Source organism: Paenarthrobacter sp. CM16, assembly GCF_013179505.1.
Lineage (GTDB): Bacteria > Actinomycetota > Actinomycetes > Actinomycetales > Micrococcaceae > Arthrobacter.
On sequence record NZ_JABMCX010000054.1, the window covers coordinates 1 to 19,829 of the forward strand.

Sequence of the window (19,829 nt, forward strand, 5' to 3'; positions counted from 1 at the left end):
GACCGGCTCGCGGCACTTGTCCATGAAATCAACTCGCTGGGAGGCGACGCCGAGGAGACTGCCGACGGCCTCATCATCCGCCCCGCCGCCCTGCGTGCAGGGGTGGTCCACAGCTACGCGGACCACCGGATGGCCACTGCCGGGGCCATCCTGGGCCTCGCCGTCAAAGGCGTCCAGGTCGAAGACATCGCCACCACTTCCAAGACCATGCCTGAGTTCCCTGAAATGTGGGCCCGAATGGTGGGAACCATCTCCAACACGGACGGGGCAAACAACTGACCATGGGCCGTGACGCACGCTCCTGGGACGAATCCGACGTCCGGATACGACCCAACAAAAAAGGTTCCAGGCCGAGGACCAAGGACAGGCCCAGCCATGATGACGCCGTCATCGGCCGGATCATCACCGTGGACCGAGGACGCTACAGGGCAATTGTGGATGAGGATTCCTCGAACGCCCGTGTTGTCATCGCTGCACGTGCCCGCGAACTGAGGCGAAACCCGGTAGTCCCTGGGGACTTCGTGGCGCTGGTGGGGGACGTCACCGGCTCACCGGACACGCTGGCACGGCTGGTGCGGGTGGAAGAGCGGCGAACCCTCCTGCGCCGCAGTGCCGACGATACCGACCCCATCGAACGGGTAGTGGTGGCCAACGCCGATCAGTTGGTCATTGTAGTTGCCGCCGCCAACCCTGAACCCCGCACCGGATTCATCGACCGCGCCCTTGTGGCAGCCTACGACGCCGGCATTGAGCCGTTGCTGCTCATCACCAAGGCGGACGTCAAGGATCCGGCGGAACTCCTCGCCAACTACCTCAGCCTGGACTTCCCGGTGATCATCAGCCGCACGGCGGACTCCGAAGCAGGTGGCATCGACGCCCGCTCGGATGACGGGCTGTCCGCACGTTTGGACAGGGACGCCGTAGCCCAGTTGCGCTCCCACCTCGGCGGCAAGGTCACCGTGATGCTCGGCCACTCGGGCGTGGGCAAGTCCACCATGGTCAATGCCCTGACAGGCGCAGAGCGGGCAACCGGCGGAGTCAACGCCGTGACGGGTCGGGGACGGCATACGTCCTCCTCCGCTTTGGCCTTGAAACTTGCCGACGCCCCGGCCGGCAGTTGGATCATCGACACCCCGGGCATCAGGTCCTTTGGCCTCGCCCACGTGGATCCGGATCGGATTCTGCATTCTTTCCCTGATCTTGAGCCCGGAACTCAAGCCTGCGAACGCGGCTGCAAGCACGACGCCACTGCCATCAACTGCGGCTTGGATCCCTGGGTGAACGAAGGTCACGCCGGACCTTCAGGAGTGGCCCGGCTGGCTTCGCTGCGCCGGCTGCTCGGCGCGGACCCGCGGCTGGAAGCCAAAGAGGCCAAGGAACTGGGCACTGTCAACTGATCGTTGCGGCTTCACCTCCCCGCTGCAGGGAATGTTTCAGGATAGTTTGGTGCCATGACCCATCCCGTTTCCACCTACAACGATGACCTGCGCCTGGCCCATGTCCTCGCTGATTCCGTCGATGCCCAGACCATGGATCGCTTCAAGGCCCTGGACCTCAAGATCGAAACCAAGCCCGACCTCACTCCCGTCACGGACGCTGACAAGGCTGCGGAGGAAGCCATCCGCGGCCAACTCTCACGCTCGCGGCCCAGGGACGCTGTTCTTGGCGAGGAATTTGGCAGCAGCGGACACGGCTCACGCCGTTGGATCATCGATCCCATCGATGGAACCAAGAACTTCGTCCGGGGTGTACCGGTGTGGGCGACGCTGATCGCACTGGTTGACGAGGGTGAACCTGTAGTAGGCGTCGTCAGCGCCCCCGCTTTGGGCAAACGCTGGTGGGCGGCCAAGGACATGGGCGCCTACATGGGGCGGTCCCTTGCCGCTGCTACCCGTTTGAAGGTCTCCAACGTCACCAATCTGGCCGATGCCTCGCTGTCTTACTCCAGCCTGTCCGGATGGAAGGAACGCGGGAACCTGGACGAGTTCCTGGGACTGACCGAGGACGTTTGGCGGACCCGGGCCTATGGCGACTTTTGGTCCTACTGCCTGGTGGCAGAAGGGGCAGTGGACATCGCTTGCGAGCCTGAGTTGAACTTGTACGACATGGCTGCACTGGTCCCGATCGTGACGGAGGCCGGTGGCCGCTTTACTTCGCTGGAAGGCGACGACGGACCCTTCGGCGGCAATGCCTTGGCCACTAACTCGATCCTCCACTCAGAGGTGCTCAAGCGCCTCAACCCAGGCTTGGACGATCTCCTTTAGTTCCGGCCTCCTCCAGCTCCGGGCCCTTGGGACCAGGGCCATTTAGCGAATATTCGACGGCGGTTGCCTCCTTTTGGAGGCAGCCGCCGTTTTTTATTCGCCAAACTCCCGCTTTACAAGCCTGACGTAACAAAGCGCTTAACAAAGCGCAGTGACTTTGGAGTGGCCGCTGGAGGTGCCCTAACCTTTTTTACAGGTCACGAGTGCCAGCGCTAAACCCCGGTTTGCTGGCCGGCAACCCTCCATTCGCGGTGGGGTGCCCCGGGTGACGACCCGGCCGGTCCGGAACGGATGCGGCAAGCGCGGATCCCCCCCCATGGGGGTCCCTCTTGAGTGAGGTCCCATGAGTACTGTCACGTTCGATTCAAACGCCATTCCTTCTTTTGTCGAAGAAACCCCTGCACCGGCAGCTGCAGCAGCCCGGCCCCTCGCCGCAGTGACTGGTGCCGAACTGCAGGCCCCACTGATTCAGGGTGGCCACGTCCGCTACGCCAATCTGGACTATGGAGCTTCGGCTCCGGCGCTGACCATCGTCTCGGCCTATCTCAACGAGGTCCTGCCCTACTACGCCAGCGTGCACCGCGGCGCCGGATATGCCTCACAGATCAGCACCTCCGTCTATGAGAATTCACGGAACATCGTGCGTGACTTCGTCGGTGGGCGCCCGGATGAATCCGTCATTTTCACGCGAAACACCACGGACTCCTTGAACCTCCTGGCCGGTTGCCTTCCCCAGGCCGAGGGCCGGTTCTCCGGTGAAGTCCTTTACCTGGACATCGAACACCACGCCAACCTGCTCCCCTGGCAAGGAGTCCCGCACCGCAGCGTCGTGGCAGCCTCCACCCTCGCCGCGACGTTGGACAGACTCCGCGGTGAATTGGCCCAGGGCGGGGTCAGCCTGCTCGCGATCACCGGTGCCTCGAACGTTACTGGTGAAATCCTGCCGATCGCCGAGCTCGCTTCATTGGCTCACGAATTCGGTGCCAGGATCGTGGTGGATGCAGCCCAGCTCGCACCCCACCGCAGGATCAACATCACCGAAGCTGACGTGGATTACGTTGTCTTCTCCGGGCACAAGCTCTACGCGCCTTTCGGTGCCGGTGTAGTGGTGGGCCGTCCGGACTGGCTCGACGCCGGGATTCCGCACCTGGCTGGTGGCGGCGCCGTCCGGGAAGCCCGTTTGGACTCCGTCAGCTGGGCAACCGGTCCCGCCCGCCACGAGGGCGGCTCCCCCAACGTCCTTGGCGCCGCCACCCTCGCCCGCGCTACTCAAGTTCTCGCTGCACTGGACCAGGAGGCCTGGCACAACCACGAGGCGTCGATCCGCTCCTACCTGGTGGACGGCTTGGAGGCCATCGACGGCGTGACAGTCCACCGGATCTTCTCCGACTCCGAAGACACCATCGGTGTGGTCAATTTCTCCGTAGAAGGATTCGACGCCGGATTGGTGGCAGCGTACCTGGCCGCCGAGCACGGCGTTGGCCTCCGGGATGGCCGCTTCTGCGCACACCCACTGCTCAAGCGGCTAGGACTCCCCTCGGGCTCCTTGCGTGCAAGTTTTGGCGTCGGCTCCCGGTTGGAGGACGCCACGAGGCTGCTGGCAGGCATTGAGGGCCTCAAGCGCAACGGCCTTGGCTGGGACTACGTAGTGGATGAGGGCCGCTGGGTACCTGCCAACGACCACCGCACCTACCCCGAGTGGGCTCCCAATACTCCGGGCACGGCGGGCGCAGCCCCCTGCACTGTGGACTAATACCGGGCCTCGGTTTCCGGCCGCTGGGGTAAATTCGTAGGGTATCTCTTTTGCCGACCCTGGAAGGAGTCCTTGGTGGCGATGCGTTCTCAGGCTGCCTCAAGTGGACAGCCAGCCATCCCCGGACCTGCCGGACCACGCGGGCCCAAGCTCCACGCTGACCTCCGCAGTGAGTTCGGCCAAAGTTTCCAGGACGGCGGAGAACACTATGATCGGGTGCGCCCCGGTTATCCCTTGGACTCTGTGGAATGGCTGGTCCCGGAAGGGACCCGGACAGCTGCGGACCTGGGCGCAGGGACCGGCAAGTTCACGGCGCGCCTCGTCCAGTACGGGCTGGACGTGACCGCCGTCGATCCTTCCGTGGACATGCTTGATCAGCTGCGGAAGTCCCACCCACAAGTCCTCGCGCTGGAGGGAACTGCCGAAGCAACTGGACTGACGGACTCAGCATTCGACGTCGTCAGTGTCGCCCAGGCCTGGCATTGGTGCGACCCACTCGCGGCGAGCACCGAGATAGCCCGTATCCTGCGGCCGCAGGGGACCCTGGGTTTGATCTGGAACCAGTTGGATACCGCGGTGCCCTGGGTTCACAGGTTATCGCGCATCATGCATGCCGGAGACGTCCACAAGCCCGGCTTCCGGCCAGTGATCGGTCCGGAATTCACCGGCTTGGAAAGCCACTTCACCCGGTGGGAGGACGCCTTGACGCCGGGAGACATCATGGAACTGACCAAGTCCCGCAGCTACTACCTCCGTGCCAACGACGCCACCAGGGCCAAAGTCATGGGAAACCTGGAATGGTACCTTCATGAGCACCTCGGGTACGAGCCAGGCGATACCGTTCACGTGCCGTACGTGACGCAGACGTGGCGGGCAGTCAAAGTCCACAACACCGGGCCACGGTAGGCTTGGGGTGTGAAGACCAGTACGCCCTCCTCCTCGATTGAGGACTACGTCAAGGTCATCTACTCCTACACGGAGTGGCAGGACAAACCCATTACGTCCTCCCAACTGGCCATGCGCCTGGGAGTGGCCAATTCTTCAGTGTCCGAGATGGTGCGCAAACTCAAGGACCAGGGCCTGGTTGACCACCAACCGTACAGCGCCATCAGGCTGACCCCCCAGGGCATGCGGCTTGCGCTGTCCATGGTGCGGCGTCACCGCCTCATTGAGACTTACTTGGTGGAAGAACTCGGGTACAGCTGGGACGAGGTCCACGACGAAGCCGAGATGCTGGAACATGCGGTGTCCGATACCTTCATTGAACGCATGTCCGCCAAGCTGGGGCATCCCGTCCGGGACCCTCACGGCGATCCCATTCCCTCGGCCGATGGCTCCGTCCAGTTGCCGCACGCGTACCGCATGATCGAACTGGATCAAGGCCACTCAGGCCGCATCACCAGGATCAGCGACGAGAACCCTGACCTCCTCCGGTATCTGGCTGCCGAAGAAATCGCACTTGATGCCCCGGTTGAAGTAGTAGGACGCAAACCGTTCGGCGGAGCTTTGGTAGTCCGGATCGGCACCGGAGCCCAAGGCCGCGAATTTGATCTCGCCGATGAAGTAACTTCTGCGTTGTGGGTTCAAAGCGCAGGAATTCACGAGGGCTGTGTTCTTCCGGCCCGCTGACCCAGGCCCGGAGTAAGGTCAGTCGCGCTGCCCGGCCGCTTCGTCGTCGTCGGACGCCGCCTCTGTTTTCCCGCCTTCGGCGGCCACCGTCTCCTTTGCGGGGTTCCGGATCCCGACGGCGGAAGCCACCGCCCCTGTCAGGAACAGTGCCGCCGTGACCAATAGGGCGTTGTACAAGCCATCCCGGCTGAAGACCGGTCCTACAATCAACCCGGCAAAGGCGATGGTGATCAGCCCTGCAATGCGGGCTACGGCGTTGTTCACCGCCGAACCGATGCCCGCTTCCTCGGGCGGGACTGCACCAAGGATGGCTGCCGTCAGCGGCGCCACAAGAATGGCCAATCCCAGTCCGAACACAATTTGACCCGGAACCACCTGAGTCCAGTAATTCAGCGGCTCCTGGATGGCCAGAGACATCAGAAAACCGACAGCACACAACAGCGGGCCTGCAGTCATGAACCATCGGGGACCGTATTTGCCCGCCAGTCCACCAAAATACGACGCACTGAGCATCAGGATTACCGTGCCAGGGAGCAAAGCAATGCCCGCTATGGTTGCCACCATGCCGCCCACCTGTTGCAGATAGATTCCCAGGACAAAGAAGCCAAGGGAAATTCCACCGTAAATGGCAAGCGTTGCAAGGTTGCCCCACCCAAAATTGCGGATCGCGAACAACCTCAGGGGCAGCATGGGCTCAGCAGTTCTTGACTCATGGACCAGGAACAGTGCCATGGCTGCAATGCCCGCCACCAAAGGCACCCACACTTGCGCGCTCCCCCACCCCATGCGGCCCTGCTCGATGAACGCAAACACCGGGCCGCCCAGGCCAACCATGGCCAGGAACGCCCCGAGGTAGTCGATCCGCTTGCTCTTGTCCCTCGCGGCGTCGGATGCCCGGAGACCGGCCAGCATGGGCCAAATGGCAACAGCGGGAATGACGTTGATAAAGAAGATGACACGCCAGGAGAGCAGGTCTACAGCCAGGCCGCCGATCAGCGGGCCAACGATCGCCGCCGCGCTGGTCCAGCCCGACCATTGGCCGATGGCCTTGGATTGGGCCGGTCCGCTAAACGACGTGATGATCATGGCCAGGGAGCTTGGAACCAACAGGGCGCCGGCAATTCCCTGGAGTGCCCGCGCGACCACCAGGACTTCCCCCGACCAGGCCAGGCCACACAAGACCGAGGTCACGGCAAAGCCTGCCAGCCCCCATTCCAGTATTCGTGCCCTGCCGAAATGATCTGACAAGGAGCCCGCCACCAGGATCAAGGCGCCCAGTGTCAGGAGGTAAGCATCCACCACCCATTGCTGGATGACCAGGCCGCCGCCCAGTTCCCGCCCGATGGCTGGGAGTGCGAGATTCACCACAAATCCGTCAAGGATGGCGATGAATGACGCCACAATAGCCACCGCCAACACGCGCTTTTGGAGCGGAGTACTGGGTAGCAAGGCCGCTGCGTCAGTCATGAGCACAGCCTACGCCGGGTAAGTCCCGTATCGTTGAATGGTGATTAGCAGACGTGATGCCGCATTGGCCCTTGATATTTCGATGGAAATGGCCCAACGCCACGGTATTCCGTCCCGGCTCTCCGAGGCCGAACTCCGCGATATGCAGGACAATCCGCCGGCTTGGCTGGTACAGTCCCGGGCCAACCGCACCGGTAAACGCCCTGTCTGGGTCCACCTGACCTGTGCTGTTTGCGGCTATTCCGAGGCCATTCGGCCGAAAAAGTGGTGGCCGGACTTTTCCTTCGTGTACTGCGGCACCCACCGGAACAGTGACCTCCCCAAGCTCTTCCTGGGCGAAGTACGCAGTGAATACGAAGGCGTCGGCAGCCGCTTCGTTGGCGTCGTTGATGTTCCGGAGAGCAAAGCCTAGCCTCAGGCCTACTGCTGCTGTTCCATTTCCGACGGCACCGCGAGGAGCTCAACGGCCCGGCCATCCCGAAGGACCGTCAGCGGGAACGGTTCCCCGATTGCTTCCTCGAAAAGCAGCTTCTGGAGGCTCTCTGCACTCGATACTGCCCGGCCGTTGGCGCGAAGCACTATGTCGCCGGGCTGCAGTCCTGAATGCTCGGCCGGCGACCTCGGAAGCACCTCCACCACGCGCAACCCTTCCTTTTGTCCGGTCCGGACCACCGCACTGGCGTCCAGCGGGATGGGAGTACTCACCAACCCCAAGTACGCACGATGCACCCGGCCATCCCTCAGCAAGGAGGCGATGATGCGGCGGGTGGTGGTATTGATGGGGACCGCCAAACCGAGTCCCAGTCCTGCCACGGCGGTGTTGATGCCTACGATATGTCCGCGCGTATCCGCCAACGCTCCACCGGAATTCCCCGGATTAAGAGCAGCGTCGGTTTGGATCACATCTTCAATGACCCGCCGGTGATCCCCTGCCCTGACGGGAATGGACCTGCCCAGACCGCTGACCACGCCTGCAGTGACCGAGCCTGCCAAACCAAGCGGGTTGCCCACGGCGATCACCAACTGGCCCACCCGCAAGGTATCGGCATTGCCTAAAACTGCCGGTGGTGGCGCTGACTTCAGGCCGCGGATTACAGCGAGGTCGGACAAAGGATCGGCGCCCACCAACTCCACGTCGGAGTGCTTGCCATCGGCGAACACAGCCCTTCCGGTCCTAATGCCGGACACCACATGGGCGTTGGTGAGCATGTACCCCTCGGCAGTAAAGACCACGGCAGACCCGCTGCCCCTCAGGATCCGGCCGCGACGGCCGGTGCTGGTCATCTCAATGGCCGCAACATGGGGTGTCACCGACTCCGCAACGTCGATCACAATCTTTGAGTAGGCATCCAGTGCAGGCACGTCGTCAGAGTTGATTGGTTCAAATTCAGGCCCAGTGCTCACCGCATGCCTCCCGCCACCGCTGCCCCCGGTTTGGGCGCTTACCCACTTCAACTGTGAATTCTCTGCCGGTAGTCCTCAGCGCAGTACGCCGTGGGTGAACGGGGTCGCGGGGACCCTGCAGGGTCGGCAGCGGACCCTGCTTTTCCCGCCGGGCTTTCCCGGACATGAAAAGCTCCGGACATGGGAAAACCCTCGGATCACGAGGATCCGAGGGTTTTCCTGGGGTGGAGATGGGGGGAATTGAACCCCCGTCCGATGTCGTTTTGTCAGGGCTTCTCCGGGCGCAGTTCGCGTCGGATTTTCTCGGCCCCAGCCATCCTGCGAACAGGTGGCTGATCCGGGCCCAGTCATCTAAAAGTCCCGTTTACCTCAATGACGAAGGCAAACAGCAGTGGCTATCTAAATGACGCCAGGAACCGGGGCGATAGCAACCCCGGGCTGACGGACTGTCTTACTGCTTAGGCAGCGAGAGCGAAGTCAGTGCGCTTAGATTCGGCACTTATTGGTTTGCAGACAGCGTTTACGAGATAATTCTGCATCCTCGGCCCGCTTCACCTGTCGCGACTAACATCGTCGAAACCGATCATCCCCGTATTTTGTTACCAAACCCGATGGGAGCCTCGATTACTTCGAGTTCCCTTCGGACTATCCATCATAACGCACTCAAACGGTGGAACATTCCCTACCGGCGGTTGCGTTCCCGCAGCTCACGCAACGATTCACGCTTGTCCTGCTGTTCACGCAGGGTTTGACGTTTGTCGTAGTCCTTCTTGCCGCGGGCAACGGCGATTTCCACCTTGGCCCGGCCGTCCAGGAAGTAAAACTGGAGCGGCACCACGGTGAAACCGGACTCGCGGATCTTCTGCGAGATTTTGTCCAGTTCCTCGCGATGCAGCAAGAGCTTACGACGGCGGCGCGCGGCGTGGTTGGTCCAGCTCCCTTGGTGGTACTCAGGGATATGGATGCCTTCCATCCACAACTCGTCGTTGTAGAAGGTGCAAAAACCGTCCACCATGGAAGCATGCCCCTCGCGGAGGGATTTCACCTCGGTTCCCATGAGGGCGATACCGGCCTCATAGGTGTCCAGGACATGGTAGTTATGCCGGGCCTTCCGATTGGTGGCCACTACCTTACGGCCACTTTCCTTGGGCACGGTAGAACTCCTTGTTAGATGCGGATTTCAACTAGTGTACGCCAGCGACGGGGCAGCCCCGCGCCGTTGCGCGCCTTAGAGAAGGTTCATGGGATCCACGGCGGAACCGTTCAGCCACGTTTCGAAGTGGGCGTGGCATCCTGTCGAGTTACCGGTGCTTCCCGAATAGGCGATCAGTTGGCCGGCCGAGACGCGCTGGCCGTTCGAAACCACAATACTGCTGTTGTGGTAGTAAATGGTGGTCAGCGAATTTCCCTGAACCACGCCATGGGACAGTTTCACTCGCCATCCACCGCCATCGGCGGAGTTCCATCCTGAGTTGAAGACCTCCCCTGCAGCCGCTGCGTAAACCGGAGTGCCACAGGCCGCTCCGAAGTCGATGCCAGTGTGCATGTAGCCACCCGTGCCGTAGAAGTCGATGGTTCCAGGCGGCGTTGCCCGCCACCCGAATCCGGACGTGATGGGAACGTAACTGGCAAAGGGATGACGCAGTCCGAAGGCGGACGGGGAACCTGCCGCCGGCGGAACATACGGCTGTTCCGGCGGCGCGGGACGGCCTTGGGCTGCAGCCGCAGCCGCCGCGGCAGCAGCAGCTTCTTCAGCGAGGCGGCGCTGCTCGGCTTCCCATGCTTCCCTGAGTTTCCGGTCGCGCTCTACGATCTCAGCGGCAACGGTGTTCTGCTCAGCCTTCACCCGGGCCAGGTTGGCCTCGATACCGGGCTTGGCTGCCTGAAGTTGCCCGTTAAGCCGGGTGGTGTCTTCGATAAGTTTGTCGACTTCGGCTTTCTTGTTCGCAGCCTCGTCCCTTGCCGATTTCTCCCGCTCAAGCGCAGCGTCCGCTTTCGCTTTGAGGTCCTGGATCTCTTCCTCGACGGCTACGAGCCTCGCCTGGGAATTCACGTTGGTGGCGTTCTGCTGCGTCAGCTTGGTCATGGCGGCGTTCTGGCTGCGCATGGCTTGGTCCGCCAGGTCCATGGACTCGGTCAGGTTGCCTGATTCGCTGGACCCGAACAGAAGGGCGATATTTGTGGGGACACCCCCCGACTTGTACGCCTGGGACGCTATCTGGCCGATCAGTTTCTTGGTGTCCGTGATCTTTTGCTTATCACTTTCCAACTGCTCGGTGATCTTGGCCTTGTTCTGCTGGGCAAGTTCAACCCTGGCCGACAAAGCTTCAACTTCCTTGACCGCGCTTGCAACGCGCCCCTGCGCCTCAAGCAGTGCCTGCTGGGCGCCAGGAAGGCGGCCTTGGTAGATGACGAGGTCGCCGGCAGCTTTGGCGATGTTGGCATCGACAAATTCAAGGGATGCCTGAACCCTGGCGGCTTCAGCTTCAAGCGCGGCTTGCTGGTCTTCAAGGTTGTCGGCCCGGGCAGCGGGAGCGCCCGACAGGAGACTGACTGCCAGACCCACTGCGAGCACGGCACCCATGATCCGAGCATTGCCCGACGCGAGTCGCCGGCGCAGGGAGATTGGGTCCAACGCGGTCATCAGGAGTCCTTTTCGATTGTCAGCATGAAGGGTGATCGGGCTTTAGCGGTCATCGCTAAACCTTCAAGTATCGCCGGAGGGTCAAGAGAGAGGATATCCCGGCCAGGCCCGCACCCAAGGCAATCAGCACCGGCGCTATTACCAGTACTTGGGCAGAGGAAATAAAGGGCGTGTTGAGGAACTGTGTCGAGAGTTCACCGTTGAGCCAGAAGTGCGCCATCAACCAGAGCGTCACCGAAGCCAGGACTGCCCCCACCACGGCAGCGATAACGCCCTCCAGGATGAAGGGCAGCTGGATCACTGTCTTGGAAGCGCCGACAAGCCGCATGATCCCGGTTTCCCGCCGTCGGCTGAAGGCAGAGAGCCGGATGGTCGTGGTGATCAGCAGGACCGCGCAGAAGATCATCACCACAGCTACGCCCATCGCAGCCACAGACGCACCGTTCATCCAGGAGAAGATGCGTTCCAGGACCTGCCGTTGGTCGCTCACCGTCTCGACGCCGGGCTGTGAGGAGAACGTCTCACTGATGATCTGGTACTTTTCCGGGTTCTTCATGTTGATGCGGAACGAGGCCGGCAGTTGGTCCTCGGAAACTGAATCAACAATCGGGGAATTGGAGAACTGTTCCTTGAAGTGTGTGTAGGCCTCAGCCTGGGATTCAAACTGGAAATCGTTGATGTATTGCTTGACGGCCGGGGATTCGAGCATTGCCTGCAGGTTCTCCTGCTGCTCCTTGGTCGCCGGACCGGAAGCGCAGCCGACCGCCGTCGAACCGTCGTTACAGAGGAAAACAGCCACCTGGACTTTGTCGTACCAGTAGCCCTTCATCTGGTTGATCTGCATCTGCAGCATTCCCGCAGCGCCTACGAACGTGAGGGAAACAAAGGTCACCAACACTACGGAGATGACCATGGAAAGGTTTCGGCGCAGTCCACTGCCGATTTCCCCGAGGATAAACAGGAGCCTCACAGCTGCGCCCCCTGAGCACGGTTGAGTTCCTCGCCGCTGGCATCGCGCAGGCGGCGTGATTCACCAACCACCGGAATCATGGAGGTGTAGAGCGCCTTGGCTTCGTCTCTGATGACCTTGCCGTTCTTGAGCTCAACTACGCGACGGCGCATTTCATTGACGATGTCGTCGTCGTGGGTTGCCATGACTACTGTGGTGCCATTCTGATTGATCTTGTCCAGGACCCCCATGATGCCCATCGAGGTAATGGGGTCCAGGTTGCCGGTAGGTTCGTCGGCCAGCAGGATGCCGGGACGGTTCACGACGGCGCGGGCGATCGCCACGCGCTGCTGCTCACCACCTGACAACTCATGGGGCATGCGGCGTTCCTTGCCCTCCAGTCCCACGGTCTTCAGCACTTCGGGAACGGTTTCGCGGATGATCGAGCGGCTCTTGCCAATGACCTGCATCGCGAAGGCAACGTTGGCAAAGACATTCTTCTGCGGGAGCAAGCGGAAATCCTGGAAGACAACGCCGATGCCACGACGAAGCTTGGGTACACGCCAGCTCGAAATGTTCGCAACGTTCTGTCCGGCAACATAGACAGATCCGGACGAGGCTTTGTCTTCCTTCAGGATCAAGCGAAGAAAAGTGGACTTGCCCGAGCCCGACGCACCTACGAGGAAGGTGAATTCGCCGCGGTTGATCTCAAGGCTGACAGAGTCGAGCGCCGGTCGGGCATTCTGCTCGTAGACCTTGGTGACATTCTCAAATCTGATCATGGCCCTTTAGAACCCCGCCGGACATGACGTAGTCGCCCAGTCCAACAGCCGGAGCGCGGGCTTTCGATGGGGGAAGTGAGAGCACCGGCAACTCGACTATACGCACGCGCAGGCTGGGTTTAGCTGGCTTTGGCGGGCGTGTCGCAGAATCCGGTTGGCTGCCGGGGTCCTAGTTGGCTGCCGCGTTGCGGTTGCCGGTGCGCCAGCGGATCCCGGCGTCAATGAAGTCGTCGATGTCGCCATCGAGCACAGCTGACGTGTTGCCGACTTCGTGTTCAGTTCGCAGATCCTTGACCATCTGGTATGGGTTCAGGACGTAGGAACGCATCTGGTCTCCCCAAGACGCTTTGACGTCCCCGGCCAAGGCCTTCTTTTCGGCGTCCTGTTGTTCCTTCTTGACCAGGAGAAGGCGTGACTGAAGTACGCGCATGGCGGCCGCCCGGTTCTGCAGCTGCGATTTTTCATTCTGCATCGAGACCACAATGCCCGTGGGGATATGGGTCAGGCGCACCGCGGAGTCAGTGGTGTTGACCGACTGCCCGCCCGGCCCTGAGGATCGGAAGACATCTACGCGAATTTCGTTGTCCGGGATTTCGATGGAGTCCGTCTGTTCGATCAGCGGAATAACCTCGACTGCCGCGAAGGACGTTTGCCGACGCCCCTGGTTATCGAAGGGGCTGATGCGGACCAAGCGGTGGGTTCCTGCCTCGACGCTCAACGTGCCGAACGCGTACGGCGCCTTGACCTCGAATGTGGCGGATTTAAGTCCAGCCTCCTCGGCATAGGACGTATCCATCACAGTGGTCGGGTACCCGTGGCGTTCGGCCCAGCGCAGGTACATCCGCATCAGCATTTCGGCGAAATCTGCTGCATCCACACCCCCGGCGCCCGCCCGGATGGTCACCACGGCTTCGCGTTCGTCGTACTCGCCTGACAACAACGTGGTGATTTCGAGTTCCGCCAGTGCTTTGCGAATGGACGACAATTCCTTTGCAGCTTCCGCCATGGAGTCGTCGTCGCCCTCGTCCTGGCCCAGTTCCACCAGGACTTCGAGATCATCGATCCGGGAAGCGAGCTTGGAAAGACGCTCAACTTCGGACTGGCGGTGCGACAACCGCGAGGTGATCACTTGGGCGGAAGCCGGATCGTCCCAAAGGTCCGGGGCTCCGGCTTGCTCGCTCAGTTCAGCGATCTCAGCCTTAAGTGCTTCAACATCGGTGACATTCTCGATGGAGCTGTAAGTTGCGCGAAGTGCGCGGATTTCTGCGGGAAAATCTATCTCAGCCATGGTCATCCCAGCGTACGCTATGGATCACGCTCCCCCGACGGCCCCCTTCTTTCATGCCGGACCATGACCCGGACCGTTACTGGGTCAAGGTGGACCGGGCTACCGAACGGGCCTCCACCAGGATTCCGTCAGGTAAGAGGAAACTGATCACCGGAGGATGGGCCACCGCGGATAGGACCACCACGGCCGTACCTCCGGTTTCACTGCCCGTACCGGCTGCCAAGGTAAGCCGATCGTGTTGTGAATAGGCGCCACTGCCTGCGAGGTAGGACGCTGCCCCGATGCGCACACGTTCATCCACCAATGCAGGACCCGGCCGGCTCCCGCCCCCGATATCGCCCACCAAGAAGGTGTCGGCAGCGGCCAGTGCTGCTCCGTCTGCCAAGGACAACAGTTTCTTGTGCTCAAGGTAGACCGCCGAGGCAGCCATGACCACAGTTGCCAGGAGAAGCGCAAGGACAACGAAGCCAATAATGAGAACGGCGATCTGGCCCTCTTCGCGTGCCTGGCCACAGGGACGCGACTGTGTCACAGGAAGCGTCCTACGACTTGAGTTGCCGAAGCGCTCAACCGTGCGGCGGTCAAACCCGGCGAGTTCCCAGAGGGCATCAAGGGCAAAGGAACATCCAAGGAGACCGTGACCGTCACCTTGGATCCTGCCGACAAGCAGTCGGCTCTGTCACACGCCACCTCCACCGTGGCTTGGTCCGGAACGTGGCCGTAGTCCCCCAGTGCAAGGAGGACAGCCCGCTCGGCCGCAGCCCTGGCACCGGAAACATCATCCCGGGCTACGAAAACCTTGGCGGCTTGGTCGGCGGCCCCGACGACGGCAAAGGACCCACCTTGGATTTGACCGACGGTCACCACGAAATACACCACCGGAACCATGAGCAGTACGGCCAGGAAGGTAAATTCCACCACAGCGCTGCCTTTCTCGCTCTCCGCAGCGTTGGGCCTTCGTTCGCATCCTCCGGCCGGACCTCCGGCAGCAGGTTCCGTCGCGAGGCACAAGGCCGCCCGAGTCCGTTGCCATAAGGCAAACAGCAAATGGGGAAGCGGCCTAGAGTGCGGCATGCCCCTTCACCTCCAGCAACCCACCAGGGCCAATCAGTCCCACCACGGGCAAGGGGGCCTTCACCGTCACTTCCAAGGTGCGGGCCCCATCCACCACGACGTCGCTACATACGATGTCCCGGGCGAAGTCGCTGTTCAAGGCAGACTGGATCAACTCCTCAGTACGGGCACGTGCATCCACCGGAGTCCGGTCCGCCAAGGCTCCATAACGCGCACCTGAGGCGGCAGCATCAATCAAGGTGTTCCGTACATGCAGCACCAACGTGAGCTGAACGATCGCCATAAAGAAGAGCGTCAACAGCGCACCAATCAGGACAAAGTCAACGACGGCGGAGCCACATTCTTCTGAGCCGCTGCGTCGTTGACTGTCACGGGAATTTGGAACAACGGCGCCGAGTCCCGGCCGCATCCCCTACTGGCCCACTTTCTCTATCGCCTGATCGAACAGGCCCTCCAGGGCAGGGGTGGCCATGGCGAGGAGGCCGGCAACCAGCACAGCCGACATCAATGTGATCATGACCCAGCCAGGTACATCCCCACGCTCACGATCCTCGGCACGGGACTGCCTCCTCAACGGGACCGTGATCCACGTGATGCTGACAAGGATCAGGAAAATTGAGGCTGACAGTTTGCTTGCAATACGGTTCATGGTTCTCCCCAGGATGAATAGTGCGGTGTACGACCGTGGCGTGAAGTGCAAGATGTTGCGATGGACCGGCTTGCTGCTACGGCATGGTTGGTTTGGACGGACTGGTTGGTTTGGACGGACTGGTTGGTTTGGGACCGACCTGGCTGCTCCATGGTTGGAGCGGCCCAGCGGCAGTAGGTGCTGCAGGACTACAGGCTGATTTGCAACGCGGCCATCGCAGGGAAGGCGGCAAAGATGACAGTCAGCGGAAGCACTCCGAAAACGAGCGGCACCATCATGGCAATCTCCTTCCTGCCGGCAGACTCCATGAGCTCGCGTTTTGCGGCGTCCCTGACATCTGCAGCCTGTGCCCGGAGGACATCGGCCAAAGGTGTCCCCCGCTCAACTGCGACCACCAACCCGTCAAAGAACCTGATTAAGGGAGGAAGATCGGATCTGGCAGCAAAAGCCTGGAGTGCCTCGGACAGTGACTTGCCGGACCGGGCGTCGGCCAGGACCAGGGCAAATTCTGCAGACAACTCGCCGCTTGAACTGCGGCTCACCCTGTCCATGGCACCCATGGCACTTTCGCCCGCAGCAACGGCGAGCGCCATCAGCTCCGCGAGGCTCGGAAATTCGGACAGCATCGAGGACTCCCGCTTCTTGATCCGTTGGCCCAGCACATAGTCGCGCAGCAGGTAACCTCCCGCTGCCCCCGAAATGACACAAACCACAAGGAAAGCCGGGCTGAACTGCCCGGCGGTGGCACCGATCACGACGACGAGAACTGCCGCTATGAAACCGCCACCTGCCCAGAGGAGTTGCTCGGCACGGAAATCCAGGGTGGTCTTGGAAGAGCCAGCACGTGCCAGCCTCTTCCCCAGTGCGGCAGATCCGACGTTAAACCGGGAGAGGTAGGTGATGGCGTCACCAATGATGGGGCGCAATATCCGCTCCAGCGGTCCGAACGGCGTGAGGTTGTGGGTTGGTGTAAGCAGAAGCCGCGATTCCAGGTTTCGGGATCTGAGCTGGGCTTCGATGCGGTCCGAGAACGTGTTCCCGCGCATGAACGGCAGGCGCACCAGGATCAACCAGCAGCCCGCCCCAAGAAGCAGGCCGCAGAGCACAGCGAGCGCAGTAGCAGGTGTCATCGAAGCACCCGCTGATCCTCGGGCAAAGCACCAACCCGCAACATCACCGAATAACTGAGAACGGACACCAGCAGCCCACCGAGCAGGACCATGGCACCTGTACCCGTGTTGTAGGCCAGCATCGCTTCAGGCCGGCCCGCCATGACGACCAGCACGATCCAGGGCGCGGCTACAGCCAGCCGTGCTGCGTTGATGGTCCATGACTGGCGGGCTTCGAGCTCACTCCGCGTGCGGGCGCTGTCCCTCAGGAATTCCGCGAGAGTGCCCAGCATTCGGCCAAGGTCCGAGCCGCCTACCTCCCGGGTCATTCTGAGTGCCTCGATAATGCGGTCTGCCACGGGATCAGCCAGCCGTGCTTTGAGCCTGTTCAAGGCGGCCTCGAACTGTCCGCCGGATCTGTAATCCGCCCCAAAATCCAGGAAGAGTGTGCGAAGTTCTTCAGGTCCCTTATATCCCAATTGAATGAGTGCCTCCGGCAAGGCGAGACCAGCGCGTATGGCGGAGCGCAGGTGGTCCACGACATCCGGCCACAGTTGTCGAAGTGCAGCCCGCCGCTTGTGCGCACGCCAGCGGACAGCTGCGAAGGGAACCCAAGCACCAAAGAGGGAAAAGCAGGCAGCCACCGGTGGCGATCCTGTCACAACGAAGAACACCAGCAGTGCGAAAAGGCCGAAACCTGCACATGTAAGGAGCAGGCCCCCGCCCGTCACTTTTTCAATACCCGCTGAGGTAAGAAGGAGGTCCAGGCGCCCGGGGCGCGGTTCCTTTGCTTCTGCATCAGGCTGGACCCAGGCCGACCACCAGATGAGGAAGACCCCCAAGCCGCAGAGTATGCCGAGGAGGGCCACCATCAGTTCAGTTCCAATAGTGCGGCGACGTCAAAACCTGCCCGGGCAAACTTCTCCGCAGCGGGCATGGAGTTGGCCCGTGGCAGCAACTGAGTACCTACCATGCCAAAGACACTTGAGGACTCGATGATTCCGTTTTCGACCCTCCGTCCGAGAGACAGGATTTCGGTCACTTGCCTTTGTCCCGTCGAGTGGCGGCTGCAGTGAACTACGAGGTCGATGCAGGATGCGACGGTGGGTACCACGAAGGAACTGGAAATATTGGCCCCTGCCAGGAGCGGGAGCGTGCAGATCTTGGTCACGGCGTCATGCGCGGAATTGGCATGGACAGTGCACATACCGGGCAGGCCCGAATTCAGCGCTATCAGCATGTCGAGGCTCTCGGCTTCGCGCACTTCTCCCACCACCAGCCGGTCCGGCCTCATCCTTAATGCTTCCTTGACCAACCGTCGCAACGGAATTTCGCCTTCTCCTTCAAGGTTGGGTTGTCTGCACTGCAATCCGACGACGTCGCGTAGCGGGAGTTGCAGTTCGAAGATCTCTTCCACCGTGATGACACGTTCACGGGAACCAATGTGCGCTGCGAGGCAATTCAACATGGTTGTCTTCCCTGCCTGGGTGGCCCCGGAAACGAGGACATTTAGACCACTGGCCACAGCTGCTCCCAGGAAACGCGCAGCCTGTGGAGTAAGGGTGCCAAGCTCGACCAAATGTTCGAGGCGGCTCGCGCGGGCGATGAACTTCCGGATGTTGACTGCCCAGTGTTTTCGGGTGATGTCCGGGATGGCCACGTGCAACCTTGAACCGTCCGGAAGCGCAGCGTCGACGAACGGGGACGAAAGGTCCAGCCTGCGCCCCGAACTCTTGAGCATTCGTTCCACCAGGTCCCGGACCTGTTGTTCAGTCAGGCTGATGGCCGTCAGTTCCGATTCACCATTGCGGGCAACGTAAATTTGGTTCGGCGCATTGATCCAGACCTCTTCAATGGCGGCATCGTCCAGGAGCGGTTGCAGCGGTCCGAAGCCCGCCACGGCATCAAAGATGTGCCGTCGGGCGGTCTCAAGGTGGCCGAGGGCGGGAAGTGGACCGAGGAGCGCGCGCTCATCGTAGTCATTCACTGCTGCTTCCACCAGGAGCCTGACGTCCGAAGCCTGCTCGAGTGGATCCAGTCCCCGTCGGCGAATAAGCTCCCTGACTTCTCCTTCGACGATCCTTACAGCTTCCACTTCTTCCCCAACCAACCATGAATTCGGTAAACGAGAGGAATATCTCGCCTTATTCACGCTAGGCGAGCACCAACACCCCATCAAGCCGCTGGAAACGCCATGTGGATAACCGGGAATCACTAGTCACGTCAGCAACCTCATTCCCACTAGTCACTCCAGTTTCAGGATGTTAGGGTAAAGCCCGTTAGGAGCTGGCCTTTGGTCTCATGCGCAAGCGCCCGCCCCGGAGCTTGTCCGCAAGCCACCCATGCGCCGCTGAGCCGCGGTACAGGGCCGGAAATGAAGATGAATAGACGTTCAAGTGCACCGTCCCGCCGCACGCCGCTGGCTCGGGTCGGGCTAGCGTTGACGATCGCCTTGGTAGCAGGCTCTTGCCTGGGATCGCCTGCCTGGGCAGAGACAGAAGGACCACGTCCAGCTCCATCTCCGGCGGCTCAATCGGAAAGTCCCGCGCAGGGGCCGCAACCCGCACTTGATGAGGCCCCCGCCACCACTCCGGGCAGTGAACCTCCCGCCATACAGCAGGCGCCGGAGCAGCAACAGCCGCTGCCCGCCGTCGAACCCTCACCCGCGGCCGGTTCCGGCAGCGTTTCCGGGGAGCAGCCGGCCAGGAAACAGACCATGCCTGGCAACGCCCCTGATGCTGAGGCCATGAAGGCAGCGATGCGGGCTGCCATCCCTGCCGGCGGCGCGGAAATGGGGCAAAGGTCTCCCCGTGTCCT

Annotated in this window: 20 protein-coding genes, 1 other RNA gene, 1 pseudogene and 1 riboswitch; of the genes and pseudogenes, 7 read left to right on the forward strand and 15 right to left on the reverse strand. The window is 61.5% G+C overall.

All coding sequences use genetic code 11. From position 1 onward, the window contains the following. From HP499_RS06800 to HP499_RS06825, 6 genes and pseudogenes are all read left to right on the forward strand, one after another. Positions 1-279 (forward strand): annotated as a pseudogene (locus HP499_RS06800) (3-phosphoshikimate 1-carboxyvinyltransferase); the annotation flags it as partial. Between the two features lie 2 nt (positions 280-281). After that, entirely contained in the window at positions 282-1,397 is a 1,116-nt protein-coding gene (locus HP499_RS06805; RefSeq protein ID WP_172323168.1) for a ribosome small subunit-dependent GTPase A, read from the forward strand. A 54-nt stretch (positions 1,398-1,451) separates the two neighbouring features. Further along, a complete protein-coding gene (gene hisN, locus HP499_RS06810; RefSeq protein ID WP_172323170.1) occupies positions 1,452-2,264 on the forward strand; it encodes a histidinol-phosphatase in 813 nt (270 codons plus the stop codon). 195 nt (positions 2,265-2,459) lie between these two features. Further along, a riboswitch (SAM riboswitch) is annotated at positions 2,460-2,573 on the forward strand. A gap of 34 nt (positions 2,574-2,607) precedes the next feature. Further along, positions 2,608-4,017, forward strand: a complete 1,410-nt coding sequence (locus HP499_RS06815) for an aminotransferase class V-fold PLP-dependent enzyme (RefSeq protein ID WP_172323172.1) — start codon at positions 2,608-2,610, stop codon at positions 4,015-4,017. Between the two features lie 81 nt (positions 4,018-4,098). Continuing rightward, complete coding sequence (locus HP499_RS06820) at positions 4,099-4,923, forward strand: class I SAM-dependent methyltransferase (protein WP_172323190.1); 825 nt, start codon at positions 4,099-4,101, stop codon at positions 4,921-4,923. Positions 4,924-4,932: 9 nt separating this feature from the next. After that, the gene (locus HP499_RS06825) at positions 4,933-5,646 is read left to right on the forward strand and encodes an iron dependent repressor, metal binding and dimerization domain protein (protein WP_172323174.1); all 714 of its coding nucleotides are present in this window, start codon (positions 4,933-4,935) and stop codon (positions 5,644-5,646) included. A gap of 18 nt (positions 5,647-5,664) precedes the next feature. On the opposite strand, the gene HP499_RS06830 is transcribed toward HP499_RS06825, so the two are convergent. Beyond that, positions 5,665-7,113, reverse strand: a complete 1,449-nt coding sequence (locus HP499_RS06830) for an MFS transporter (RefSeq protein ID WP_216659808.1) — start codon at positions 7,111-7,113, stop codon at positions 5,665-5,667. 37 nt (positions 7,114-7,150) lie between these two features. On the opposite strand from HP499_RS06830, the gene HP499_RS06835 reads away from it, so the two are divergent. Continuing rightward, entirely contained in the window at positions 7,151-7,525 is a 375-nt protein-coding gene (locus tag HP499_RS06835; RefSeq protein ID WP_223943345.1) for a hypothetical protein, read from the forward strand. Between the two features lie 8 nt (positions 7,526-7,533). Here HP499_RS06835 and HP499_RS06840 read toward each other — a convergent pair whose 3' ends face one another. The 14 genes from HP499_RS06840 to HP499_RS06905 form a co-directional block, all read right to left on the reverse strand. Continuing rightward, positions 7,534-8,475 carry a trypsin-like peptidase domain-containing protein gene (locus HP499_RS06840; RefSeq protein ID WP_309138345.1) on the reverse strand — a complete coding sequence of 314 codons (942 nt, stop codon included), beginning with the start codon at positions 8,473-8,475 and terminating at the stop codon, positions 7,534-7,536. A 264-nt stretch (positions 8,476-8,739) separates the two neighbouring features. Beyond that, positions 8,740-9,108, reverse strand: a transfer-messenger RNA (tmRNA) gene (ssrA, locus tag HP499_RS06845). A 91-nt stretch (positions 9,109-9,199) separates the two neighbouring features. Next, the gene (smpB, locus tag HP499_RS06850; RefSeq protein ID WP_172323180.1) at positions 9,200-9,670 is read right to left on the reverse strand and encodes an SsrA-binding protein SmpB; all 471 of its coding nucleotides are present in this window, start codon (positions 9,668-9,670) and stop codon (positions 9,200-9,202) included. A 75-nt stretch (positions 9,671-9,745) separates the two neighbouring features. Beyond that, the gene (locus HP499_RS06855; protein WP_172323182.1) at positions 9,746-11,161 is read right to left on the reverse strand and encodes a M23 family metallopeptidase; all 1,416 of its coding nucleotides are present in this window, start codon (positions 11,159-11,161) and stop codon (positions 9,746-9,748) included. A 55-nt stretch (positions 11,162-11,216) separates the two neighbouring features. Further along, positions 11,217-12,131, reverse strand: a complete 915-nt coding sequence (gene ftsX / locus HP499_RS06860; protein WP_172323183.1) for a permease-like cell division protein FtsX — start codon at positions 12,129-12,131, stop codon at positions 11,217-11,219. Then, positions 12,128-12,892: a cell division ATP-binding protein FtsE gene (gene ftsE, locus HP499_RS06865; protein WP_017198501.1), complete on the reverse strand. Its 765-nt coding sequence runs from the start codon at positions 12,890-12,892 to the stop codon at positions 12,128-12,130. The genes ftsX and ftsE overlap by 4 nt, the downstream gene beginning before the upstream one ends. 169 nt (positions 12,893-13,061) lie before the next feature. Then, positions 13,062-14,180 (reverse strand): peptide chain release factor 2, encoded by a 1,119-nt coding sequence (gene prfB, locus HP499_RS06870; protein WP_172323184.1) that lies wholly within the window; start codon positions 14,178-14,180, stop codon positions 13,062-13,064. 76 nt (positions 14,181-14,256) lie between these two features. Then, positions 14,257-14,712 carry a pilus assembly protein TadG-related protein gene (locus HP499_RS06875; RefSeq protein ID WP_309138346.1) on the reverse strand — a complete coding sequence of 152 codons (456 nt, stop codon included), beginning with the start codon at positions 14,710-14,712 and terminating at the stop codon, positions 14,257-14,259. Further along, entirely contained in the window at positions 14,709-15,101 is a 393-nt protein-coding gene (locus HP499_RS06880; protein ID WP_309138347.1) for a hypothetical protein, read from the reverse strand. Before HP499_RS06880 ends, HP499_RS06875 begins: the two co-directional genes overlap by 4 nt. Positions 15,102-15,240: 139 nt before the next feature. Continuing rightward, entirely contained in the window at positions 15,241-15,663 is a 423-nt protein-coding gene (locus HP499_RS06885) for a TadE/TadG family type IV pilus assembly protein (RefSeq protein WP_172323186.1), read from the reverse strand. 3 nt (positions 15,664-15,666) lie between these two features. Beyond that, a complete protein-coding gene (locus HP499_RS06890) occupies positions 15,667-15,903 on the reverse strand; it encodes a hypothetical protein (RefSeq protein ID WP_172323187.1) in 237 nt (78 codons plus the stop codon). Between the two features lie 188 nt (positions 15,904-16,091). Then, positions 16,092-17,033, reverse strand: a complete 942-nt coding sequence (locus tag HP499_RS06895) for a type II secretion system F family protein (RefSeq protein WP_172323188.1) — start codon at positions 17,031-17,033, stop codon at positions 16,092-16,094. Continuing rightward, positions 17,030-17,884, reverse strand: coding sequence for a type II secretion system F family protein (locus tag HP499_RS06900; RefSeq protein ID WP_172323189.1), 855 nt, complete (start codon positions 17,882-17,884; stop codon positions 17,030-17,032). The genes HP499_RS06895 and HP499_RS06900 overlap by 4 nt, the downstream gene beginning before the upstream one ends. After that, the gene (locus HP499_RS06905; RefSeq protein WP_172323194.1) at positions 17,884-19,107 is read right to left on the reverse strand and encodes a CpaF family protein; all 1,224 of its coding nucleotides are present in this window, start codon (positions 19,105-19,107) and stop codon (positions 17,884-17,886) included. Before HP499_RS06905 ends, HP499_RS06900 begins: the two co-directional genes overlap by 1 nt. Positions 19,108-19,829: the final 722 nt, after the last annotated feature.